Origin of the sequence: Thioalkalivibrio sp. ALJ7, assembly GCF_000376865.1 — a bacterium.
Lineage (GTDB): Bacteria > Pseudomonadota > Gammaproteobacteria > Ectothiorhodospirales > Ectothiorhodospiraceae > Thioalkalivibrio.
Window position 1 is genome coordinate 859,053 of record NZ_AQXQ01000012.1, and the last position, 22,877, is coordinate 881,929.

19 protein-coding genes are annotated in these 22,877 nt (G+C 63.6%); 7 read left to right on the forward strand and 12 right to left on the reverse strand.

The annotated features are described in order from the left end of the window. Positions 1-326: 326 nt before the first annotated feature. On the forward strand, positions 327-1,520 hold the full coding sequence (gene sat / locus D002_RS0112730; protein ID WP_018142313.1) for a sulfate adenylyltransferase: 1,194 nt from the start codon (positions 327-329) through the stop codon (positions 1,518-1,520). A gap of 112 nt (positions 1,521-1,632) precedes the next feature. Here the strand turns inward: sat and D002_RS0112735 are convergent, their stop codons facing one another. Further along, positions 1,633-2,235, reverse strand: coding sequence for a CBS domain-containing protein (locus D002_RS0112735; RefSeq protein ID WP_018142314.1), 603 nt, complete (start codon positions 2,233-2,235; stop codon positions 1,633-1,635). 135 nt (positions 2,236-2,370) lie between these two features. Beyond that, positions 2,371-2,913 (reverse strand): metallophosphoesterase family protein, encoded by a 543-nt coding sequence (locus tag D002_RS0112740; protein ID WP_026181718.1) that lies wholly within the window; start codon positions 2,911-2,913, stop codon positions 2,371-2,373. 415 nt (positions 2,914-3,328) lie between these two features. Between D002_RS0112740 and D002_RS0112745 the strand changes: the two genes are divergently transcribed. From D002_RS0112745 to D002_RS0112755, 3 genes are all read left to right on the forward strand, one after another. Then, on the forward strand, positions 3,329-6,190 hold the full coding sequence (locus tag D002_RS0112745) for a molybdopterin oxidoreductase family protein (protein WP_018142316.1): 2,862 nt from the start codon (positions 3,329-3,331) through the stop codon (positions 6,188-6,190). 299 nt (positions 6,191-6,489) lie between these two features. Beyond that, on the forward strand, positions 6,490-7,221 hold the full coding sequence (locus D002_RS0112750) for a 4Fe-4S dicluster domain-containing protein (RefSeq protein WP_018142317.1): 732 nt from the start codon (positions 6,490-6,492) through the stop codon (positions 7,219-7,221). Positions 7,222-7,238: 17 nt separating this feature from the next. Beyond that, positions 7,239-8,222, forward strand: coding sequence for a DmsC/YnfH family molybdoenzyme membrane anchor subunit (locus D002_RS0112755; RefSeq protein WP_018142318.1), 984 nt, complete (start codon positions 7,239-7,241; stop codon positions 8,220-8,222). A 53-nt stretch (positions 8,223-8,275) separates the two neighbouring features. Here the strand turns inward: D002_RS0112755 and D002_RS0112760 are convergent, their stop codons facing one another. Next, on the reverse strand, positions 8,276-9,442 hold the full coding sequence (locus D002_RS0112760; protein WP_018142319.1) for a hypothetical protein: 1,167 nt from the start codon (positions 9,440-9,442) through the stop codon (positions 8,276-8,278). A 151-nt stretch (positions 9,443-9,593) separates the two neighbouring features. On the opposite strand from D002_RS0112760, the gene adk reads away from it, so the two are divergent. Further along, positions 9,594-10,250 (forward strand): adenylate kinase, encoded by a 657-nt coding sequence (gene adk, locus D002_RS0112765; protein ID WP_018142320.1) that lies wholly within the window; start codon positions 9,594-9,596, stop codon positions 10,248-10,250. 139 nt (positions 10,251-10,389) lie between these two features. Here the strand turns inward: adk and D002_RS0112770 are convergent, their stop codons facing one another. From D002_RS0112770 to D002_RS0112780, 3 genes are all read right to left on the reverse strand, one after another. Further along, complete coding sequence (locus D002_RS0112770; protein WP_018142321.1) at positions 10,390-11,598, reverse strand: 6-phosphofructokinase; 1,209 nt, start codon at positions 11,596-11,598, stop codon at positions 10,390-10,392. 237 nt (positions 11,599-11,835) lie between these two features. Beyond that, positions 11,836-12,708: a dienelactone hydrolase family protein gene (locus D002_RS0112775; protein ID WP_018142322.1), complete on the reverse strand. Its 873-nt coding sequence runs from the start codon at positions 12,706-12,708 to the stop codon at positions 11,836-11,838. Positions 12,709-12,813: 105 nt separating this feature from the next. After that, on the reverse strand, positions 12,814-13,278 hold the full coding sequence (locus D002_RS0112780) for a tRNA (cytidine(34)-2'-O)-methyltransferase (protein ID WP_018142323.1): 465 nt from the start codon (positions 13,276-13,278) through the stop codon (positions 12,814-12,816). Between D002_RS0112780 and D002_RS0112785 the strand changes: the two genes are divergently transcribed. Next, complete coding sequence (locus D002_RS0112785) at positions 13,277-14,269, forward strand: dihydroorotate dehydrogenase (protein WP_018142324.1); 993 nt, start codon at positions 13,277-13,279, stop codon at positions 14,267-14,269. The two genes, D002_RS0112780 and D002_RS0112785, sit on opposite strands and share 2 nt — an antisense overlap. A gap of 303 nt (positions 14,270-14,572) precedes the next feature. Here D002_RS0112785 and ntrC read toward each other — a convergent pair whose 3' ends face one another. The 6 genes from ntrC to D002_RS0112815 all read right to left on the reverse strand — a co-directional run bounded on the left by ntrC (position 14,573) and on the right by D002_RS0112815 (position 20,033). Next, the gene (ntrC, locus tag D002_RS0112790) at positions 14,573-16,009 is read right to left on the reverse strand and encodes a nitrogen regulation protein NR(I) (protein WP_018142325.1); all 1,437 of its coding nucleotides are present in this window, start codon (positions 16,007-16,009) and stop codon (positions 14,573-14,575) included. Further along, the gene (gene glnL / locus D002_RS0112795; protein WP_026181719.1) at positions 16,009-17,109 is read right to left on the reverse strand and encodes a nitrogen regulation protein NR(II); all 1,101 of its coding nucleotides are present in this window, start codon (positions 17,107-17,109) and stop codon (positions 16,009-16,011) included. Before glnL ends, ntrC begins: the two co-directional genes overlap by 1 nt. Before the next feature lie 182 nt (positions 17,110-17,291). Next, on the reverse strand, positions 17,292-17,948 hold the full coding sequence (locus tag D002_RS0112800) for a DUF4124 domain-containing protein (protein WP_018142327.1): 657 nt from the start codon (positions 17,946-17,948) through the stop codon (positions 17,292-17,294). Positions 17,949-18,058: 110 nt separating this feature from the next. Further along, positions 18,059-18,913, reverse strand: coding sequence for a hypothetical protein (locus tag D002_RS0112805; protein ID WP_018142328.1), 855 nt, complete (start codon positions 18,911-18,913; stop codon positions 18,059-18,061). Continuing rightward, positions 18,913-19,308, reverse strand: coding sequence for a DUF2782 domain-containing protein (locus tag D002_RS0112810; protein ID WP_018142329.1), 396 nt, complete (start codon positions 19,306-19,308; stop codon positions 18,913-18,915). Before D002_RS0112810 ends, D002_RS0112805 begins: the two co-directional genes overlap by 1 nt. Next, on the reverse strand, positions 19,308-20,033 hold the full coding sequence (locus D002_RS0112815; protein ID WP_018142330.1) for a TIGR00730 family Rossman fold protein: 726 nt from the start codon (positions 20,031-20,033) through the stop codon (positions 19,308-19,310). Before D002_RS0112815 ends, D002_RS0112810 begins: the two co-directional genes overlap by 1 nt. Before the next feature lie 129 nt (positions 20,034-20,162). Between D002_RS0112815 and polA the strand changes: the two genes are divergently transcribed. Continuing rightward, positions 20,163-22,865, forward strand: a complete 2,703-nt coding sequence (gene polA / locus D002_RS0112820) for a DNA polymerase I (protein ID WP_018142331.1) — start codon at positions 20,163-20,165, stop codon at positions 22,863-22,865. Positions 22,866-22,877 lie beyond the last annotated feature (12 nt).

Consider the following 22,877-nt stretch of genomic DNA (forward strand, 5'->3'; position numbering starts at 1 on the left):
TGCGGGCTCGGGTTGAGTTTAGAGATTGCAAGAAAACACATCCTGCCAGAATTCGCGACCGCCAGAAGAATACCGAAGGGGCCGCACAGGCGTTGAGAAACACGGAAGCGGGGGTAAAACCGGGACTGGGGTCTTGCGGTTGGGTCAAATGGGCCGATCTAAAACCCGGCGCTTTATGGACTATCTTGTGCTACGTTCTGGATCGGCGAAGCGACACGCCCGGCCTTTAGATCGGCGTGGCTGCTTGCGAAACAAACACAACAAAAGGCGGCCATGTCCGCCCAACCCTTACGCCCACATCCAGCGTCGGCAGGAGAAAAAGCCCCATGATCAAACCACACGGTGCAGACACCCTGAAGCCCCTGTTTGTCTACGACCCCGAACAACATCACGCCCTGATGCAGGAGGCGGAAAACCTCCCCTCGGTGATGATCAGCTCGGCCGCCGCGGGCAACGCGGTGATGATGGGCGGGGGATATTTCACCCCGCTGACCGGCTTCATGAATGTCGCCGACGCCATGAGCTGTGCCGAGAACATGCGGACCACCAGCGGCCTGTTCTTCCCGGTGCCGGTCGTCAACCTGATCGAGAACGCCGACGCCATCCGCGGAGCCAAGCGGGTCGCCCTACGCGACCCCAACATGGAGGGCAATCCGGTCCTGGCCATCCAGGACGTCGAGGCGATCGAAGAGTTCTCGCCGGAACAAATGGAGACCATGACCCAGAAGGTCTATGGCACGACCGACCGCGAACACCCGGGTGTCGACGCCTTCAACAGCGCCGGCCGCATCTGCGTCTCCGGGCCGATTCAGGTCCTGCACTTTTCCTATTTCCAGGACGACTTCCCGGATACCTTCCGCACTGCGGTCGAGATCCGCAACGAGATCGCGGAACGTGGCTGGAATACGGTGGTGGCATTCCAGACCCGTAACCCGATGCACCGCGCCCACGAAGAGCTCTGCCGCATGGCGATGGAGCAGATTGGGGCCGACGGCGTGGTGATCCACATGCTGCTGGGCAAGCTCAAGCCCGGCGACATTCCGGCGCCGGTGCGCGATGCCGCCATCCGCAAGATGGCCGAGATCTACTTCCCGCCGAACACCGTGATGATTACCGGTTACGGCTTCGACATGCTCTACGCAGGCCCGCGGGAGGCGGTTCTGCACGCCCTCTTCCGTCAGAACATGGGAGCCACGCATTTCATCATCGGGCGTGATCACGCCGGGGTCGGGGATTACTACGGGCCATTCGACGCCCAGACCATCTTCGATACCGAGGTACCGGACGACGCCCTGGAGATCGAGATCTTCCGCGCCGACCACACGGCCTACTCGAAGAAGCTCAACCGGGTCGTGATGATGTGCGACGCGCCCGACCACGCCAAGGAAGACTTTGTCCTCCTGTCCGGGACCAAGGTGCGTGAGATGCTGGGCCGTGGCGAGGCACCCCCGCAGGAATTCTCCCGCCCCGAAGTGGCGGAGATCCTGATGGACTACTACCAGCAGCTCAACCAGAAGTAGAGGGCGGTTAGGGGCTAAGCCCGGAACGGGCCGGCCCCGTCTCCAAGGCGCCGATCAAACGAAAAACCGCCAAGGCCGGCCGGAACGGACCGCCTTGGCGGTAATTTTTTGGTTAGTACGCCTTGGTCAGCGCGGACTGAATCTGCGCAAAGGTCCGGGCAACGTCGAAGGTCTGGACCTCCAGCCCTAACTGACGGCCGATCTGAGTCGCCGAGAATATCCCCCGAATGCAGGTCTCCCCGGTCTCCGGATTGGTCTGACCCACCAGCGCGTGCTGTCGCCCCCAGTTCTTCAGGGTCGCGATGATGTCACCTACGTCGGCCCGCATCACCCGATGCATGTCGAGCAGGTCAATATCCTCCACGGGGGCCATCAGGTCGCGGACCCGGAGATCCTCATGCTTCATGCCCCGCTCGTTCACCATCTGGATCGGGCGCTCGCCCTGGGTATCGCGCGCCGTGATCAGGCCGCGGACGCGCGACTCGTCGACCACAACCAGCAAGCGGACGCCCTTGGCGATCATCTCCTCGGTCGCTTGACCCAGCGTCGCATCGGGCCCAATGGTGGCGACCGGAACCTTGCGAAAATCGGTCATCACACAAAGCGCCGAGGAGGCCATCGTCACCTGAGGCGCCTCTTCGGTCACCTGCTGCAGGCCGGTTCCGAGGTTGGCCTTGTGGGAAGGCAGGGGCTTGTGCGGGCTTTCTGCGGTCATCGTGCTCTCTCCATCCAGGGAAGGTCCCTAAGACGATGCACTGCTTGGCGTCTGCGGACAAGCCAAAATCTGACCCGCGAATTAACGAGCGCACCATTCCAGGGCCTCAGCCCCAGGGTGAAGTCCGCCAAGGGCTCACATCCGAGCCGCGACCACACTCGATTCTTCCGGCGTAGTCCGGATCTCGAAGGCCATGCTGTCCAGGTCGCCAATGGCCCAGGTCGCCTCGGGCGCACCGAGCCCCGCCACCGTCCCGGGATTTACCAGCCAGGTCGAGCCATTCTGGACATGAGGCTGCTGTCGGATCTCGGTTTCGTGACTGTGACCGCAACAGACCAGATCGTAGTCACCCGTGCATGCCATCGCGTGGGCATGGTGAGGGTAGTGAGTGACAAAGATGCGCCGCCCGCCCAGGGTGATCGAGGCATCCTGCCCGTAGTAGGTCAGCAGGCCATCGGACTGGTGGGCAATGCGCGAGATCGCCACCGGATCACCCAGGTTATTGCCATGCACCGCGTGGATCGGAATACCGAGCTTCAGCGAGGCGCGCAGGGTATTCCCGCCAATCAGGTCACCGCAGTGGATCGCCACCTCGGCCCCTTCGGCAATACCGGCCTCGATCGCCCGCGCCAGCATAGGGCCGCGGTCATGGCTGTCGGAAACAATACATACCTTCATAGGATTCGCAGACCTTTTTGTCGTCGATCGGGTTGATTTGTGATGCCTACTGCATGAACCGCCACAGGAGCGTTGACCCGCGTTTTCGGGATCGATGACCAACCAGCTGGCTTCCGTAATTTAATCACATTCTAATTGAAGACTGCCTTCACGCACGAGTCGATTTTACTTGCTGACAATCCGCGGCGAGCAAAGGGCGTTCGAGCTTCATTACCGAACCCTAATGCCGCAAATCTGCCTATTTTAATCAAGAATGGCCGCGTTAATTTACCCGCGTCTCTCGTCACAATCGGGATGATCGAAGTGTCTTGTGTCGGTCACCCCGGAACTGCATAGTGGGGGCAACCCTGTGAGAACGCGACAGGGGGAAACAATTATATCGTGATTGTCTAAACCATTAAGGCGCTAACGATTTATGGCACAGACCCCCTCGCAGGAAATCAAGAACACCACTTGTTACATGTGCGCCTGCCGTTGCGGCATCCGGGTGCACTTGCGGGATGGGGAGGTTCGCTACATCGATGGCAACCCCGACCACCCGATCAACGAAGGCGTGATCTGCGCGAAAGGTGCCTCCGGCATCATGAAGCAGCACTCGCCGGCACGCCTGACCCAGCCACTGCGCCGCAAGGCGGGCGCCGAACGCGGCGATGGCGAATTCGAGCCGATCTCCTGGGAGGAGACCTTCGAAATCCTCTCCGAACGCCTCGGCCACATCCGCGAGACCGACCCGAAACGCTTTGCCCTGTTCACCGGACGCGACCAGATGCAGGCGCTGACCGGCCTGTTCGCCAAGCAGTTCGGCACCCCCAACTACGCGGCCCACGGCGGCTTCTGCTCGGTCAACATGGCCGCCGGCATGATCTACACCATCGGTGGCTCGTTCTGGGAGTTCGGTGGGCCCGATCTCGAACGCTCCAAACTGTTCGTGATGATCGGCACCGCCGAGGATCACCACTCCAACCCGCTGAAGGTCGCGATCTCGAAATTCAAGCGCCAGGGCGGACGCTTCATCTCCATCAACCCGGTGCGCACGGGCTATTCTGCGATCGCCGACGAATGGGTCCCGATTCGTCCGGGCACCGACGGCGCCCTGCTGCTGGCTCTGATCCACGAGATCATGAACAAGGGGCTGTACGACCGCGATTTCCTGGTCCGCTACAGCAACGCCGGCCAGCTGGTAAACATGGACGAGGACAGCGATGCCTTCGGCATGTTCCTGCGCGAGGAAGCACCGCCGGAAGAAGGCTGTTACGACGCACAGAACCAGCTCTGGTGGGACCGCAAGACGGGCCGCCCGGTAACGACCCATACCCCAGGCGCCGACCCGTACCTGCTGGGTGAGTTCACCCTGCAAGACGGCACCCGCACCAAACCCTCGTTCCAGCTGTTGCAGGATCGGGTCGCCGAATACACCCCCGAATGGGCCGAACGGATCACCGGCATCTCGGCCAAGGATATCCGCCGCCTGGCCCATGAAATGGGTGTAACGGCTCGCGATCAGCGCATCGAACTTCCGATCGCCTGGACCGATTCCTGGGGCGAGGAACACGAGTCGGTGACCGGTAACCCGGTCTCCTTCCACGCGATGCGCGGCCTGGCCGCGCACTCGAACGGCTTTCACACGATCCGCTCGCTATCGATCCTGATGTCCCTGCTGGGCACAATCGACCGGCCTGGCGGTTTCCGCCACAAAGCCCCGTTCCCACGCCCGATTCCGCCCTGTGCGCGCACCCCGAAGGGGCCGGAAGGCGTACAGCCCGGCAAGCCGCTGGACGGCATGGTACTCGGCTGGCCGGCCAGCCCGGACGATCTGTTCGTGGACGACAAGGGCGAGCCCGTGCGCCTCGACAAGGCCTTCTCCTGGGAGTACCCGTTGGCCGTGCACGGCATGATGCACAACGCGATCACCAACGCCTGGCGCGGGGATCCCTACCCGATCGACACCCTGCTGATCTTCATGGCCAACATGGCGTGGAACTCGACCATGAATACGGAAGAGGTCCGCAAGATGCTGAACGACAAGGACGACAACGGGGAATACAAGATCCCGTTCCTGGTCGTGGCGGATGCCTTCCAGTCCGAGATGACGGCGTTCGCCGACCTGATCCTGCCGGACACCACTTATCTCGAGCGCCACGACGTGATGTCCATGCTGGACCGTCCGATCTCCGAGTTCGACGGGCCGGTGGACTCGGTGCGCATTCCCGTCGTCCCGCCCAAGGGCGAGTGCAAGCCGTTCCAGGAGGTGCTGATCGAACTCGGCTCGCGCCTGAAGCTGCCGGCATTCGTGAACGACAAGGGCGAACGCAAGTTCCGCGACTACCCCGACTTCGTCGTCAACTACGAGACCGAACCGGGCTCCGGCATCGGCTTCCTGGCCGGCTGGCGCGGCAAGGGCGGGGAGAAGTCCCTGCGCGGCGAACCGAACCCCAACCAGTGGGAGATGTACGCCCAGAACAACTGCGTGTTCCAGTACGAGCTGCCGCGCAGCTACCAGTACATGCGCAACTGGAACAAGGGGTATCTGGAGTGGTCTCAGCGCAACCGCATCACGCGCTTTGGCGAGCCGATCCTGATCCACCTCTACTCCGAGGTGCTAATGAAGTTCCGCGCCGCCGCCCAAGGCAAGGGCCCCTCGCGCAAGGCGCCGGCCCACCTGGCCAAGCGTGTCGAGACCTTCTTCGACCCGCTACCGTTCTACTACGACCCGCTGGAATACCAGTCCACCAACAAGCACACCTACCCGCTAGCCGCGATCACGCAACGGCCGATGGCGATGTACCACTCCTGGGACTCCCAGAATGCCTGGCTGCGTCAGATCCACGCGCACAACGTGCTGTACGTCAATTCACGTACCGCCAAGGCGGCCGGGATCCACGACGAAGACTGGATCTGGGTGGAAAGTCAGTGGGGCCGGGTGCGCTGTATGGCCAAGTACTCGGAAGCGGTCGAGCCCGGCACGGTCTGGACCTGGAACGCGATCGGCAAGGCCGCAGGCGCCTGGAACCTGACGCCGAAAGCGAACGAGTCGCGCAAGGGTTTCCTGCTGAATCACCTGATCTCCGAGGAGCTCCCGGGCGATGAAGGCCCGATCTCCAACTCCGACCCGGTGACCGGCCAGGCCGCCTGGTACGACGTACGCGTTCGCATCTACAAGGCCGAAGAAGGGGAGCCGAAGGAGACTTCGCCCCAGTTCAAGTCCCTCAAACCCTATCCCGGCCAATCCACACGGGCTCGTGTAGTGAACTTCTTTGCGGGCCTGGGGAAACGCTGAACAATGTACACACTCGCGTTGGCACCCCAGGGTTTCCGAGACAAGGCGCGGTGCGCAGCCGGTAGTGGTTCTACCGGCAAGGGCCGCAACGCAGGATCGGGGAACCTGGGGTACCAACCCCACAAACCATTGAAAAGCAGGGGCTCGGCCGCCCGTCGTTATCAGAAACGGGCATGCGCACGGCGTTGCGGCTCCCTTATGCAGAGTGACTGCACGGCAGTCACCGCGCCTTGTTCGCACGCAAAAGCGACTCGAGCGCGAGTGCGCACATTGTGCAGTGTTCCCCCAGGAGGCAAGAAATGACCCAACTCGCCCTCGTCATCGATCTCAACGTATGCGTGGGCTGCCACGCCTGCGTCACCAGCTGCAAGGAATGGAACACCTCCGGCGATGCCGGCCCGCTGGTCGACCAGAACCCCTACGATGCGGACCCGACCGGTACCTTCTTCAACCGAGTGCAGAGTTTCGAAGTCGGTGAGTACCCGAACACCGAGACGGTGCACTTTCCCAAGTCCTGTCTGCACTGCGAGGAACCACCCTGCGTGCCCGTCTGCCCGACCGGGGCGTCCTACAAGCGCGAGTCGGACGGTATCGTGCTGGTCGACTACGACAAGTGCATCGGCTGCAAGTATTGCTCCTGGGCCTGCCCCTACGGCGTGCGCGAAGTGGATGCCGAAAGCAAGGTGATGACCAAGTGCACGCTGTGCGTAGACCGCATTTATAACGAGGAGCTGCCGGAATGGGACCGCAAGCCGGCCTGCGTACGCGCCTGTCCGACGAATGCGCGGTTGTACGGCGACATCCATGACCCCGAGTCGGTGGTCTCGAAGGCGATACGCGAGGCGGGGGGCTACCAACTGATGCCCGAATGGGGCAGCAAGCCGGCCAATCACTACCTGCCGCGACGCAAGACCCAACTCACGATCCGCGAGGACGAGGTGGAACGCGCTGACAATCCGCTCAAGATTGACAGCCAGCTACCCAAGCCCGGACAGGAAGAACCCTCTCTCGACGACGTCACCAGCTGGTAATCAGGGACGAACAGACTATGCATCCTGCCTTCTCGGTTATTTTCCTCACCACCCTGATCGGGGCCGGCCAGGGCCTGTTCCTGGCGCTGTTTGGTGCCGAGGCCCTGGGCCTGCTGGGGGTGCTGCCGGCCCCCAGTTCCGAATTCCTGGCGCTGGGGTCCGTACTCGCCCTGGTATTCCTGGTGCTCGGCCTGGTCGCCTCGTTCTTCCACCTGGGGCGTCCGGAACGTGCCTGGCGCACGGCCACCAAGTGGCGCACCTCTTGGCTATCGCGCGAGGTGATTGTGCTGCCCGCATTCATGGGCCTCGTGTTCCTGTATGGGGCCGCCCACTGGTTCGGGGTCAACCCGGCCCTCGGCACACTGCCGGGTGAATACCCGATCCTGGCCACCATGCTGCTTGGGTCCCTCGGGGCACTACTCGCGGTCGTGCTGTATGTCACCACGGCGATGATCTACGCCTGCATCAAGTTCCTGCAGGAGTGGCACTCGCCACTGACCGTGGTCAACTACACGGTTCTCGGCGCCGCCTCCGGATTCACCCTGGCGGCCGCCTATTCGGCCTGGGCCGGCGTACCCCTGGTGACGTTCACGGCAACCATAGCGGTCGTTCTGACCCTGCTGGGACTGGCCACCCGGGTCGCGTCGCTCGTACGCAACTCGCGCATCAAGGCCAAATCCACCGTACAAACCGCGATCGGCGTGAAGCATCCGAGGATCCAGCAGAAGTCCCAGGGCTTTATGGGCGGGTCGTTCAACACCCGGGAGTTCTTCCACCACATGTCGGCGGCGTTCCTGCGAGCCATGAAGTGGATCTTCCTGCTCGGGGCATTCGTGATCCCGGCTCTGCTGCTGGCCATCGTCCTCGTGACGCGTATCGACCCCGTCGGCGTCCTCATCGCCGCCTTCGTGATCCAGTATCTGGGATTGGTCGCGGAACGGTGGTTCTTCTTCGCGCAGGCGAATCATCCGCAAAACATCTATTACCAGTCAGTCGGCTGAAACCTTGCGAGGGGCGAATTCATTCGCCCCTCGTTACCAACCTCGCACCGCCTTCAGGCGGCCGACCAGTGGTCGGTGGCGATCCCTTCACCCAGGTCCACCTCGATCAGGCGACGGCGTACCTCCAGCAACTTCTCGACCAGGGCCGGCTCGACCCGCTCGTAGGCCTCGGCGTCCGGCTCCCGGTTTACCACCACGCCCAATAGCTCGGTGATCGCATTGCCGATCGAGTTCTGGCTGATCGTGACGATCAGGCGGCCCTCATCGTTGCGATAGATAAGTTGCTTGAAGGCCGGCTGCCAACGGATCGCATGGGCGTACTTGGCATCGGTAAAGCAGCGGTCACGCACCTTCTTCGCGGTCTTCAGGAAGTCGTTGTTGAACAGGAGCACTTCCTCCACAGCGTCAGGGAAATGTACGCCCTCGGGCATCGGCGCGTTGCGCGTGGAGACCTGAGAGAAAAACGTGCGGTAGAAATCGAGAAAGCCCTGCAGGACCGCATCGTATTCACGCCAGAAGCGGATGTCCTTCAATGCGTCGACCCCACCCTGGATCTCCCAGCTTGGCAGGCCATGCGGATAGCCGGTCAGACCCAGGCGCGCTTCGTGATCCGACGCCGGGCGGAGGATGCGCAGATCCAGCGCCCGGGTAAAGAACTCGCGATAGACATCGCGCATGTAGGCCTGAAACAGGCTGTGCTGGCCACCATCGGTCAGGTTGGGATTGGCCGTATCCGCCAGCGGTGCGTCGGCCAGTGTCGCCATCGGGAACACCATGAAGTGGTTGTGCAACATGCGGATGCTGGGTACGCCTGGTGCGGTCAGCGGCCAGGTCGCGTCGAGACTCGCCTCCCCCGCCAGCACCAGGGCCTCGGCCGGGTCCGGGTACTGCTCCAGCATGTACTCGATGATCACCCCGTTCATGCGGTTCCAGACATGCCGTACCGGCTCCGGAACCTGGGTCCGCCGCACCGGGCGGCCCATCGGGTCGAGGATGGTCTGCGAGGTGTTGTAGATGATGGAGCAGTCGAACTCGTTGCTGTGCCCCAACGCCTTGCGATAGAGCAGCAGGTTCTCGGGGTTGACCAGCAGGCCGTTGTTATTGACCAGGTCGGCGAGGTTCTCTGTACTGTTGAAGAACTCGTTGGGCTTCATGCCCTCCGGGATATCCAGGGGGATGGGCCGAAACGGCGTGGTGATCTCGCGGGGGCCGGTTTGCATAACGGTCATTTGCTCCTTGCGGGCGGTGCAGCTCCGGGCACACAGGGCAGGGTTGTACCTACAACCACAATACCTGTACTGTAACTTGCGCGGCTCAGGAGTGCCTGCCGCGACCATAGCACACCCATCCACTCCTCATAGGAGCGAGAGCATGCGATTGATTTTGTTGGGGGCGCCCGGCGCCGGCAAGGGCACGCAAGCCCAGTACATCTGCGAAAAGTACAACATCCCGCAGATCTCCACCGGTGACATGTTGCGCGCCGCAGTCAAGGCGGGCACCCCACTTGGCCTCAAGGCCAAAGAGGTCATGGATGCCGGCGGCCTGGTCTCCGATGACTTGATCCTGGGCCTGGTCAAGGAACGAGTGGAGCAGCCCGACTGCTGCGATACCGGCTTCCTGTTCGACGGCTTCCCGCGCACCATCCCGCAGGCCGAGGCCCTGAAGGATCAGGACGTACCGCTCGACTTTGTCGTGGAAGTGGACGTACCGGACGAAGAAGTGATCCGACGGATGAGCGGGCGGCGAGTGCACCCGGGCTCGGGGCGCACCTATCACGTCGAATTCAATCCGCCCAAGGTCGAGGGCAAGGACGATGTCACCGGCGAGGACCTGATCCAGCGCGAGGACGACAACGAGGAAACGGTGCGCAAGCGCCTCGAGGCATACCATAGCCAAACCCAGCCGCTGGTGGACTTCTACGCCAAGTGGTCGGAAAGCGGTGACGCCGCAGCGCCGAAATGCGTGCATATCAAGGGCACGGGGTCGGTGGAAGACATCCGCGACCAGATCTTCAAGGCCCTGGGCTAAACCCACGCCGGGGGACGCTGAAAGGCGCCGCCCTGGAAGCAATCAGGCCCGCCCGGAAAGCCGGGCGGGCCTGTTGCGTTACGGGTACTGCGTTACAGGGTCAGCCGTACCAGGCGACCCGTCTCCTGCCTTTACTGCGCTAGCGACCCAACACCTTGGTCACCTTGTTCTGTCGCAGACGGTAGGCATCCGGCATACCGGAACCCAGCAGAGGCCGCAGGTACATGCGGAAGGCATCGGTAACATCGGTGCCAGAGGCATCGATAAACTCGTCCGGCATCACCTTGGTCTTGCCCGCCACGGCCTCCAATGGGACGTATTCGTAGTCCACCGAGTAAAAGCCGGTGCGCTTGATCGCCACCGAGCCGTCCCGGCCTTCCCACATCGCGAACTGCACGGCCTTCTCGCCCACCTCACGGGCCTCGCGCTGGTCGACGTCCGAGACGCAGCCAATGAACGCCCGCTGCAGATAACCGAAGGTATCCCCGCGCACGCGTTTCACGCCGAGCTTGTCGCGGATCTCGCCACACAGCATGTCGGCCAGGGCACCGGTACCCGAGAGCTGCACATTGCCGTGCGCGTCCTTCTCGACATCCTTGGCCAGCTTGGTCGCGATGGGTTCGTCATTAGCATCGTGGATGCCTTCACTGACCGCAATCACGCAACGGCCGTAGCGGTCCATGGTCGCCTTCACATCCTGCAGGAAGCGATCCACCTCAAACACGCGCTCCGGCACGTAGATCAGGTGGGGACCATCGTCCGGGAATTTTTTGCCAAGGGCGGAGGCCGCGGTCAGGAACCCCGCATGACGCCCCATGACCACGGCCAGATAAATACCCGGCAGGGCGTAATTGTCCAGGTTGGCCCCAATGAACGACTGGGCCACGAAACGCGCCGCCGACGGAAAGCCCGGCGTATGGTCATTCTCGACCAGGTCGTTGTCGATGGTCTTCGGAATATGCACGCAGCGCATCGGATAGTTGGCCTTGCGGGCCTCCTCGCTCACGATCCGCACCGTGTCGGAGGAATCGTTCCCTCCGATGTAGAAGAAGTAGGTGATCTCGTGGGCCTTGAGAACCTTGAAGATCTCCTTGCAGTAGTCCAGGTCCGGCTTGTCGCGCGTGGAGCCCAGTGCCGACGACGGCGTCCGTGCAACCATCTCCAGGTTGTGGGTGGTCTCCTGGGTCAGATCCAGGAACTCCTCGTCGATGATCCCGCGGACCCCATGAAAGGCCCCGTACACCAAATCGACGTCAGTGAACTTACGAGCCTCAAGGACCGCACCCACCATGGATTGATTGATTACCGCCGTCGGGCCTCCACCCTGTGCGATCAGAACCTTGGCCATCTTCATCCTCCTATTGCGACATTTGTGCGTACAAACCGTGAACCGGCCGCGCAACGACCGGGGCAGCTCGATGACGTAAAGCCCGAAGATAGCAAATTCCGCACCCTTCGCACGGAAGCATTTAATCGTATTATCAAAGGCTTATTAATTACACCGAAGCGCTCGATCTGGCGCCGCCATCCATCCAGAGAGTCGATGGCGGCGGCGCGTTCGCAGAGGGAGAGGCGGTGGAAGGATTCAGTCGCGCAGGTTCTTATTGACGAAACGTGTGACTCGGATCATTGCGTCACGGGAAGCCAGGTCATCCGCGAAGGTACGGTTGTTGCCATTGCGGAAGTCGAAGCCACGCCCCACCCCGGGATATTCGATCCAATGAACCTCGCCGCCGCGGCTTTCCAGCCCATCGGCCGCCATGCGCGCGGTGCGATGACGCTGGTACTGCTCCTCGTCACCGATCAAGACCATCATCGGGATCTCGAGCTGGTTCACCTCGCTGGCGTAGCGATACACCTGGTGCGGCTCGCCCAGGTTGGGGTCCTGCAGGTGCGGGTAATAACCGGCCTTGCAGGCGACGTCCTCGACCTGACGCTCGAACGTCACGGCCACCTTCAGGGCCTTGTAGCCGCCGCGGGTGATCGAGACCAGGCAAGCGCGCTCACCGACGATGTCGTCACGCGCCAGCAGGACATCGAGCCCGCTGTTCAGATCGCCTTCCAGCTCGTAGTCGTGGTCTAACGGATGCGAGTCGAGAAAACGACCGGTGTAGAGGTCGGGCGCCAGCACCACGAACCCGCGGGCCGCCAGGCGCTTTACGTGCAGCCGGGCCAAGTCGTCCAGCCCGCGACGACCATGCACCCACAGGATCGCCGGATAGGACTCGCCATCTGCCGGACGCGCGACCATGGCCGGGATGCCGATCCCGTCCCGTTCGTACTCGAGCTCGTCGACCGCAACGTCGTGGTTTTCCAGGTCGGAATACATCTGGCCGTCTTCCCACCAGTCGTCGTCCCACCACCAGTTGTCGGAACCGGTGGGCTCATCCGCGGGCAGCGGGGCGGCGATGAGGGTCGTGGCAGCAATCAGGCAGAACGAGCGAAGGACGGAGAACATGGAATGAACCTCGTGCGGGGTATCGGGCCGTTCCAATGAGAGACGGCGAGAGACAGGGCTTTCTTCCGAGGATAGAACAATCCTGCAAGGCGTGCCCGGGACGGGTCAGGCCCCGCCCGGAAACCCTTGCTGGCGCCAGGCCTCGTAGACCACGACGGCCACCGCGTTGGAAAGGTTCAGGCTCCGGCTGCCCTCGCGCATGGGCAGGCGCAGGCACTGTTCCTGCGGGAGCCCAGCCAGCACGGCGTCCGGCAAGCCGCGGGTCTCCGGCCCGAACAACAGGGCATCGCCATCGCGGAAGGACGGGGCATCAAAGCGCACCTGCCCACGCGTGGTGATTGCGAAGACCCGCCGGGGCCGTACCGATTCCCGCCACTGTTCGAGGCTGTCATACTCTTGCACCCGGGCCAGCTCGTGATAGTCGAGCCCGGCGCGGCGCGCCCGCGCGCTGTCCAGCTCGAAACCGAGCGGATGGATCAGATGCAGCGCCGCCCCGGTGTTGGCCGCCAGACGAATAATATTACCCGTGTTCGGCGGGATTTCCGGTTCATAAAGGACGATGTGAAGCATGAGTGATTCGCGCACCGATCCGCGGCTGGCCCTGGAGTTCTGCGGTCTGCATTTGAACACGCCGCTGGTGCTGCTGTCCGGCTGCGTCGGCTTCGGCGAGGAGTACACACGGGTGGCCGGTTTCTCCAACCGTGACGCCGGCGCCATCTGCCTGAAGGGCACGACCGGTCAGGCCCGGCTGGGGAACGCACCGCACCGGGTCTACGAAACCCCGGACGGCATGCTCAACGCGATCGGCCTGCAGAACCCGGGCGTTGATCACGTGGTGGACCAGACCCTGCCGCAGCTGGATTTCGAAGAGACCCGGTTCTTCGCCAATGTGTCCGGTTCCACCATTGAGGAATACATCGAGGTGACCCGGCGCTTCGACGACTCGCCGATTGATGCTATCGAGATCAACATCTCCTGCCCCAATGTGAAGGAAGGCGGAGTCGCCTTCGGCAACGACCCCGACATGTCCGCACGGGTGGTCGAGGCCTGCCGCGCGGTGACGTCCAAGCCCATCATCACCAAGCTGTCCCCGAACCAGACCGACATCGCGGAGAATGCGCGGCGCTGTATCGAAGCAGGCACCGATGCCTTCGCGGTAATCAACACGCTGATGGGGATGGCGGTGGATGTGGAGAACCGCCGCGCCGTGATCGGCAACAACCAGGGTGGACTATCGGGTCCCGCGATCAAGCCGATCGCGCTTTTGAAGGTGCAGCAGGTCTACCAGGTCGCCGCCCCGCACAACGTGCCGATCATCGGGCAGGGCGGCGTCATGAACGCGACCGATGCCCTGGAATTCCTGATCGCCGGCGCCAGCACCGTGGGTGTAGGGACGGGACTTTTCTACGACGCGTTATGTCTGCCCAAGATCCTGCACGGCATCAGCGATTACATGGACCGCCACGGCTACACCCACGTACGCGACCTGACCGGCACCCTCGAACTGAACGGTGCCATCTCCGCCTGCGCCCCACCCGCGCCGCAGGACCCCACCACCTGAAGGCCTTTTTCACCACGAAGCACACGAAGGCACGAAGAAGGGCAAGGGCGGGTTAACCACAGAGATCACGGAGGACACGGAGAAAACCGAGAATGGCCTCAAAGTGCGCAAACTGCCGATGAGCTGTAGCGAATCACTTTGACGTCACGTACCGGCACAACGTCGATGTGTTCCTCTTCGCGGAACACATCCTGGCTCTAGAAGATGGTTTGTTTTTCTCTGTGTCCTCTGTGCGCTCTGTGGTGCAAACGTTTTTGACCTGGCCCTTCTTCGTGCCTTCGTGTGCTTCGTGGTGAAATCAACCTAGTGGTCATCAAGGCCGAGTTCGTGGATCTTGCGGGTCAGGGTGTTGCGCCCCCAGCCGAGCAGGGCCGCCGCCTGCTGGCGATGACCGCCGGTGGCGTTCAGGGCCTCGCGGATCACGGTACGCTCAAGTTGTGGCAGGACCGAGCCGAGCAGGTCGTGGTCGCCGCGCTGCCAGTGCTGGCGCGCGACCTGGGCCAGCTCCGCCGTCCAGTCCCTCGGCCCGGCGGCAACGCTGGCCGGGGCACTGCCCGAGTCAGCGCGGGTCTCGGTTTCGTGATGCAGCTCGGCGGGCAGATCGTCCAGGTGGACCTCACGACCGGACGCCATAACCGTTAACCAACGGCAGGTGTTCTCCAACTGACGGACATTGCCTGGCCAGGGCAGACGCTGCAGTTCCGCGACGACCTCGGGCCGCATGGTCTTGGACTCCACCCCCAGCTCCTGCGCGACCTCGGCCATAAAGTGCTGCACCAATAGCGGGATATCCTCCGGGCGCTCACGCAGCGAGGGCACATGGATTCGGATTACGTTCAGGCGGTGGAACAAGTCCTCGCGGAATAGCCCGGCACGTACCCGTTCCTCGAGGTCCTGATGGGTCGCGGCGATAATGCGAACATCCACCCGGAGTGGCGTGTGCCCACCGACTCGATAAAAGGTCCCGTCGGACAGGACGCGCAGGAGCCGAGTCTGGAGGTCGAAGGGCATGTCGCCGATCTCGTCGAGAAACAGCGTGCCGCCATCGGCCTGTTCGAAGCGTCCCTTGCGGCTCTGGTTGGCCCCAGTGAACGCCCCGCGTTCGTGCCCAAAGAGTTCACTCTCCAAAAGATCCTTGGGGATGGCCGCCGTGTTCAGGGCAATCAACGGCTGATCGGCACGCGGGCTGTGCTGGTGCAGGGCCCGCGCGACGAGCTCCTTGCCAGTACCGGATTCGCCGTTGATCAACACGGTAATGTTGCTGCGTGATAGCCGACCGATGGCGCGGAACATCTCCTGCATCGCCGGCGCTTCACCGATGATCGGGGTTTCCTCGATCTCGGGTCCGCTGGCGCCATTCTCCTGCCCGGCGCGCCGCGCCTCCAGTGCGCGCTGCACCAGGGCCACGGCCTCGTCCACATCGAACGGCTTGGGGAGGTATTCGAAGGCCCCGGTCTGATAGGCCCCAACCGCACTTTCCAGATCGGAGAAGGCGGTCATGATGATGACCGGCGGCGGATCCGGACGGGTCTGCATGCGTGCGAGGAAATCCAGACCGTTCAGCCCCGGCATGCGGATATCCGCCACAATGGTATCCGGCATCGGGTCGTGGTCCAGAGCCGCCCAGGCGGCATCCGCAGTCTCGAAACCACGGACCGCGATGTCCTGACGCTGCAGGGCGCGCTCCAGCACCCAGCGAATCGAGTCGTCGTCGTCGATGATCCAGACAGTCGGATCCATCAGCCTGTGCCCTCCTGGGCCTTCGGGGAGTCGATCGGAAGAAGAATGTCGAACGAGGTCGCACCGGGCCGCGAGCGGCACTCGATCAGTCCGTCATGCAGCTGGATCAGACTCTGGGCGATCGGCAATCCCAGTCCGGTACCGGCCGCGCGCCCGGTGACCATCGGAAAGAAGATGCGCTCGCGGATGTCCTCGGGGATGCCCGGGCCGTTGTCGCAGACACTGAGCTTGGCCACCAGGCGGTGACGTTTCCCGGAGATCGTGTATTGACGCAGGATGCTCGACCGCAGGGTGATTTCTCCCCCGTCCTCCAATGCATGCACTGCGTTCTGCACCAGATTCAGGATCGCCTGCACCAGCATGTCGCGGTCCGCCTGCACATCCGGAATGCTGGGGTCATAGTGGCCGCGGATCTTCAATCCCAGCGGCAGCTGCACGCTAACCAGGCCCCGCACGTGCTCCAACACCTCGTGCAGATTGACCGCCTCGCGTCGGGGAAGATTGTTCGGCCCCAGCATGCGATCGACCAGACTGCGCAAGCGGTCGGCCTCGCGGATGATGATCTGGGTGTATTCCTTGAGGCCCGAGTCATCCAGCTCGCTTGCGAGTAACTGCGCCGCGCCGCGCAACCCACCCAGCGGGTTCTTGATCTCGTGGGCCAGACCGCGGGTCACCGCGCGCGTAATGGCTTGCTGCTTCTGCAACTGTTCCTCGCGGCTGATGCGCTCGTGCCGGTCGATCGCATTGAGCTCGAACAAGAGCTGACCCGGCCGTTCACTGATGCCGCCGTGCAACGGCGTAATGATCACATCGGCTAGAAAACGATCGGCGCGCAGGGGCTCCATCTGACGGGCGCGCAAGGTGATGGGCTGATCCAGAGTCAATGCCGAGCGCAGGCGCGAGGACAAGTTTCGGTCCAGCTTGAGCCACTGCCCCAGCGGGTGCCCGATGATGCGCTCGCGGCTGAGCCCGAGCAGAACCTCCGCAGCACTGTTCATGCTGAGTAGGCAAAGGTCCGCATCCGTGACCAGGACGGCCGTGGAGAGATCGTCCCACCACGGAGGCGTGGTCGGGTCGAGATTAGCGGAGGACGTGTTCATTAAAGGGCCTCAAGCAGGAATCGCGCCAAGGACGAATCGTCTGGCGAAGCGCCGAAGCAGGGGACCGCACTAAAGAAACCGGCCCACTACCGACCGCCTCAAAACGAAAACGCCCCATATTGGTGCAATAATAGCACCAATATGGGGCTTATGTCGCACCACTTAGGTGCATGCGTGCCGGGTCAGTTTGGACCAGGTGCCACCGGCTGAGGGGCACGAGGCGCCTGCGGAGCCTGGGGAGCTTGCGGGGCGCCACCCGAGGGGAACTGCTGGGGACGTTGCTGCTGTTGCTGGCTGCGGGGAATGGCCATTCGCAGCACGTTGAACTCAATCGTGTCGCTGACACCCAATTCATTACCGGATTCGTCCACGATCCGAGCCTGCAGGGAGTAGGCACCGCGGCTCAGACCCTCGAAGGTCGCACTGGCCGACGGCCCCTCACCGGCCGCCTCACCGTCGAGCAGCCACACGACACGGTGGCCGGCGTCAGTATCCAGCCCAGGTTCCAGGTCCAGTTCGGCGGTCACGTTGCCATCGTTAGCCCGCACACCCTGGCCGTCTTCCGGGCGCGTGATTACGACCCGCTGATAATCACCCTCCGCCTCGGGCTGACCTCGCGGCCGAACCGGGCGCTCAAGGATCTCGCGCGCGCCCTCCAGCGGAACCGCGCGCATGGGCTCGCGGACGTCAACGGACTCGCTTGCACTCCCCTCGGGCGGCCGGTCGCCGAAGTGCACGTTGCCCTGGTCGTCGGTCCAGCGATAGACATCGGCACTCAGGAGCGCCGGGAGCAGCAGGGCGGCCACCGGCAAGGCCAGCAGGGTAAAGATGCGGAACATGGACTTTCCTCCGTGTAGCGACGGCTCCGTGGACCCGTCTCCAGGGTATGGCCGGCGACCGGAACCCCGATCTGATCCATATCCAGCCGCCGCGGGCGACCTGCCCCGAGTCAGGCGGCTGCGCGAATCCATACGCCTTGCAGACGAGCGGCCTCGGCCTGCAAGTTCGCGAGTCGATCCCGCTCCCTTTCACCACCAGAACCGCCCTCGAGTACAGCAAGCCAGTCATCCAGGGCCGCCAGGCGCAGCATCGTGGGGGCCGCCCCGCGCTCAATAGCCGTCAGAGGGCGTCGCCCGTTGTACCCATCTAGCAGCGCGCGATAACGCGTGGCGTCCGGCCGACCTTCGGCATCGACGGCCACCGCCAGGGCGATGCGCGCCAGCTGCCAGAACGCCGGCACCGGTGCCGGGGGAACCACCAGATCTGCGAGTCCGGCTCCTTCTGGGTAGACCCGAACGGACTGCCAATAGCTCCCGGCCAAGGGCAGATCCTCGAACCGATAAAGTCCCTGATGGTGCAACTCGGCATCCAGGATCGCGCGCGTGCCATCGTCGAGCGTAGCCACGAGGGCATCCGCCCGCTCGCGCATCTGCTGCTGCAACACGCCGCGGCGGTATCCCTCGCCAGCTGGCAGGACGGCAGCGGTGTGACGGCCTTGCCAATCGGCCGCCCGCTCGCCCAGCGCCTCGATACTCCCGGGGCCTTCGTCTGCGGCCGCGTCTTGCAGGAACCGGCCTCGCTCAAGCACCAGGACGAACTGCTGCTGGGCCTCGTCGATCCCTCGACCCACGACGCGTCCGCAGCCAACCGGCACCTCGGCGAGCGCCTTTTCGAGCGCTGGCGCCGCAGCGTCCGACAGACGCAGACACTGCACCGGCCGGCCCTCGAGTTCAGCGCCCTCGGGGCCGACACTTAGTGTCAGATGGGCGAGCGCGCTGCACGCCTGGATCTCGAAATCATTCATTACCATCGGAAAATCACCCAGGACGGGGGTACAAAGTTGGGGTCGAGCTCGTTACGACGACCATCAAGAGTGCCGTCGCCCGTGGTATCGATCAGATAGTAGGTCGGACCCACCGCCGGGGTGACCTCGACCATCACGAGTTCGCCGCCCACGCGATATTCACGCCGGGTTTTACCATCGCGCTCAATGATGATGATGTCCGCGTCCTCCAGCGAGCGCTGCTCGCGGGCACGTTCATCCAGCACCGGCGGCGGCGGATCGGCCCCCTCTTCCAGTTCCGGCGGCGGCGGGGCGTCATCCCACTCGCGGTCTTGCTGCGCCGACACCGACCCAAACGCCAGCATAAGGCTGGCGCTCAACGTCAGGGACAGGGTCATGCGGGACAGGGGCATCATCACAGCTCCATCAGTCGTTTCTTTTCTTCCGCGGAAGGCTCGAAGCTGCGGGCCTCGTAGTATTCAAAGATCACGTCCACCACATCTTCCGGGGAATCTACCAGCGAGTATAGCTGCAGGTCCTCCTGGTCGATGGTGCCCTGCTCCACAAGGGTGTCCTGGAACCAGTCCAGCAATCCCTTCCAGAACTCGCTACCGACCAGCACGATCGGGATCCGGCGCGTCTTGCCGGTTTGCACGAGGGTCAGGATCTCCGCCATCTCGTCCAGGGTGCCAAACCCCCCGGGCAGTACCACGTAAGCGGATGCGTACTTGACGAACATCACCTTGCGCGAGAAGAAGTGGCGAAAACCCAGGCCGATGTCCTGATAGTCGTTCGCGCTCTGCTCGTGTGGCAACTGGATGTTCAGGCCGATGCTGGGCGATCGGCCGGCGAAGGCCCCCTTGTTGGCCGCCTCCATGATCCCGGGTCCGCCACCACTGACCACTGCGAATCCGGCATCCGACAGTTGGCGCGCAACGGTCTCGCCCAGCTGGTAGTAGCGGTGCTCCGGCGGAAAACGGGCCGAGCCGAAAATGCTTACGGACGGCTTGATATGCGCGAGGCGCTCAAAGCCCTCCACAAACTCCGCCATGATCTGGAAGATCTTCCAGCTTTCTCGGGTCAGGGCGGAGTCATCGATCGGGCGCAGGCCCGGGTGTTCGGCACGTTCGCGGTTATTCATCCGGGGGTCTCGGTGGGCTTTGGGCGTAGCGTAACGGCCGCCCTGGGTCCGTACAAATGGGCCGCACGAATGGGCGCGCCCCGATCAGCCCTGTAGAATGGCGCGCGTCCCCCGTCTGGATTCCGTTTCATGTCGCAAGCGCCCCTCGTCCTGGTCGACGGTTCGTCATATTTGTTCCGCGCGTTCCATGCGCTGCCCCCCCTGACCGCACCGGATGGCGCCCCGACCGGCGCAATGATCGGCGTGGCCAACATGCTGCGCAAGCTGCGAGCGGACTACGGCCCCGAGAACATGGCGGTGGTCTTCGACGCCAAGGGCAAGACCTTCCGTGACGACCTCTACCCGGAATACAAGGCGACTCGCCCGCCCATGCCAGAGGAGCTCGCAGCCCAGATCGAGCCCCTGCACGAGCTCGTGCGGGCCATGGGCCTGCCGCTTCTGTCTGTCGAGGGGGTCGAGGCCGATGACGTCATCGCCACCCTGGCCGACCAGGCGGCAAAGGCCGGCCACGACGTGGTGATCTCCACCGGCGACAAGGATCTGGCGCAGCTGGTCGATGACCGCATCACGCTGGTCAACACCATGAGCGGGGTCACTCTGGACCCGGACGGCGTGCAGGAGAAGTTCGGCGTTGCGCCTGAGCAGATCGTCGATTACCTCAGCCTGATGGGCGACACGGTCGACAACATCCCTGGGGTAGAGAAGGTCGGGCCCAAAACGGCCGCCAAGTGGATTGCACAGTACGGCGATCTCGACACGATCCTCGATCAGGCTGATCGCTTCGGCGGCAAGATTGGCGAGAACCTGCGCGCCGCCGCCGAACGGCTCCCGACCTCGCGCGAGCTGATTACCGTCAAGCGCGACGTCGAGCTGGACGTCGGCCCGGACGACCTGACCATCCAGGAACCGGACCATGACCGCCTGCTGGAGATGGTGCGCCGCTACGGCTTCACCCGCTGGCGCGCAGAACTGGAAGGGGGAGACGCCGCGGCCGCGGGCGACAACCCCGGCCCCTCGCAGACCCAGGGCGATTACCAGACCGTCCGTGAAGAGCCGGATTTCGCGCAACTGCTGGAGCGCCTGGAGAAGGCCGACCGCGTCGCCTTCGATACCGAGACCACCAGCCTGGACGCGATGCGCGCCCGGCTGGTCGGCATGTCCTTCGCGTTCGAACCGGGCACCGCGTACTACCTGCCGCTGGCACATACTGGACCGGATGCCGACCCGCAGCTCCCGCTGGAGGCCACACTCGAGCGCCTGACGCCGTGGCTGGAATCAGCGGAGCACGGCAAGCTGGGCCATCACCTGAAATACGACCGCAATGTGCTGGGCAATCACGGCATCACCCTGCGCGGGATTGTCGACGACACCCTACTGGAGTCCTTCTGCCTGGATGCTGGCGCCAACCGCCACGACCTGGACTCCCTGGCCGAGCGCCACTTGGACTACAAGACCACGCACTACGAGGATGTAGCCGGCAAGGGCGCAAAGCAGATTCCATTCGCCGAAGTGGATATCGGCATCGCCACCGACTACGCCGGCGAGGACGCGGACATCTGCCTGCAACTGGACGCAGTCTTCCAGCCTCGCCTGAAAGAAGCGGAAGGCCCCGCTTCCGTGTACCGCGAGATCGAGATGCCGTTGGTCCCGGTGCTGGCAGATATCGAGCGCGTCGGCGTGAAGGTTGACCCGGACCTGCTTGGCCAGCAAAGCCAGGAACTGCTGACCGAGATGGAACGCCTCGAGCGCGAGGCCTTCGAGGAGGCAGGTACCGAGTTCAATCTCGGCTCGCCGAAGCAGATCCAGGAGATCCTCTTCGAACGCCTGGGCCTGCCGGTACTGCGGCGCACGCCCAAAGGTCAGCCCTCCACCGCCGAGGACGTGCTGGAGCAGATGGCGGATGACTACGCCCTGCCGCGCCTGATCCTGGAGCACCGCGGCCTGTCCAAGCTGCGCAGCACCTACACCGAGACTCTGCCGCGCCGCATCCACCCGGAGACCGGACGGGTGCACACCTCCTACCACCAATCGGGAGCAGCGACGGGGCGCCTGTCCTCGTCAGAACCCAACCTGCAGAACATCCCGGTGCGCACCGAGGCCGGGCGGCGCATCCGCCGAGCGTTCATCGCGGAGGCGGGTCACCAGTTACTGGCGGCCGACTACTCTCAGATCGAGCTGCGCATCATGGCGCACCTGTCGCAGGACAAGGGCCTGCTCAAGGCCTTCGCCGAGGGCCAGGACATCCACCGCGCCACCGCCGCCGAGGTCTTCGGGTATGAGCCGGACGCCGTCACCAGCGACCAACGGCGTGCCGCCAAGGCGATCAACTTCGGCCTGATCTACGGCATGTCCGCCTGGGGCCTGGCACGCAACCTCGGCATCGAGCAGGGCGAGGCGCGCGAGTACATCGACCGCTACTTCAACCGCTACCCCGGGGTGCACGATTACATGGAGCAGGCACGCGCCAGCGGGCGCGAGAATGGCTACGTGGAGACCCTGTTCGGTCGTCGCCTGTACCTGCCGGAGATCAACAGCCGCAACGGCGCCCGCCGCCAGCAGTCCGAACGCGTGGCGATCAACGCTCCGATGCAGGGCACCGCAGCCGACATCATCAAGCGCGCGATGGTGCGTATGGCGAACGCCCTGATCGAGACCGGGATCGATGCCCGCATGATCATGCAGGTGCACGACGAACTGGTATTCGAGGTGGCGGACGACGCGATCGAGGCGCTGACTGGTCTCGCTCGCGAGGCGATGGGCGGCGCCGCAGAGCTGGACGTCGAGCTGGTGGTGGATGTCGGCGCCGGCCCCAACTGGGACGATGCCCATTGATCCGGTGACCCG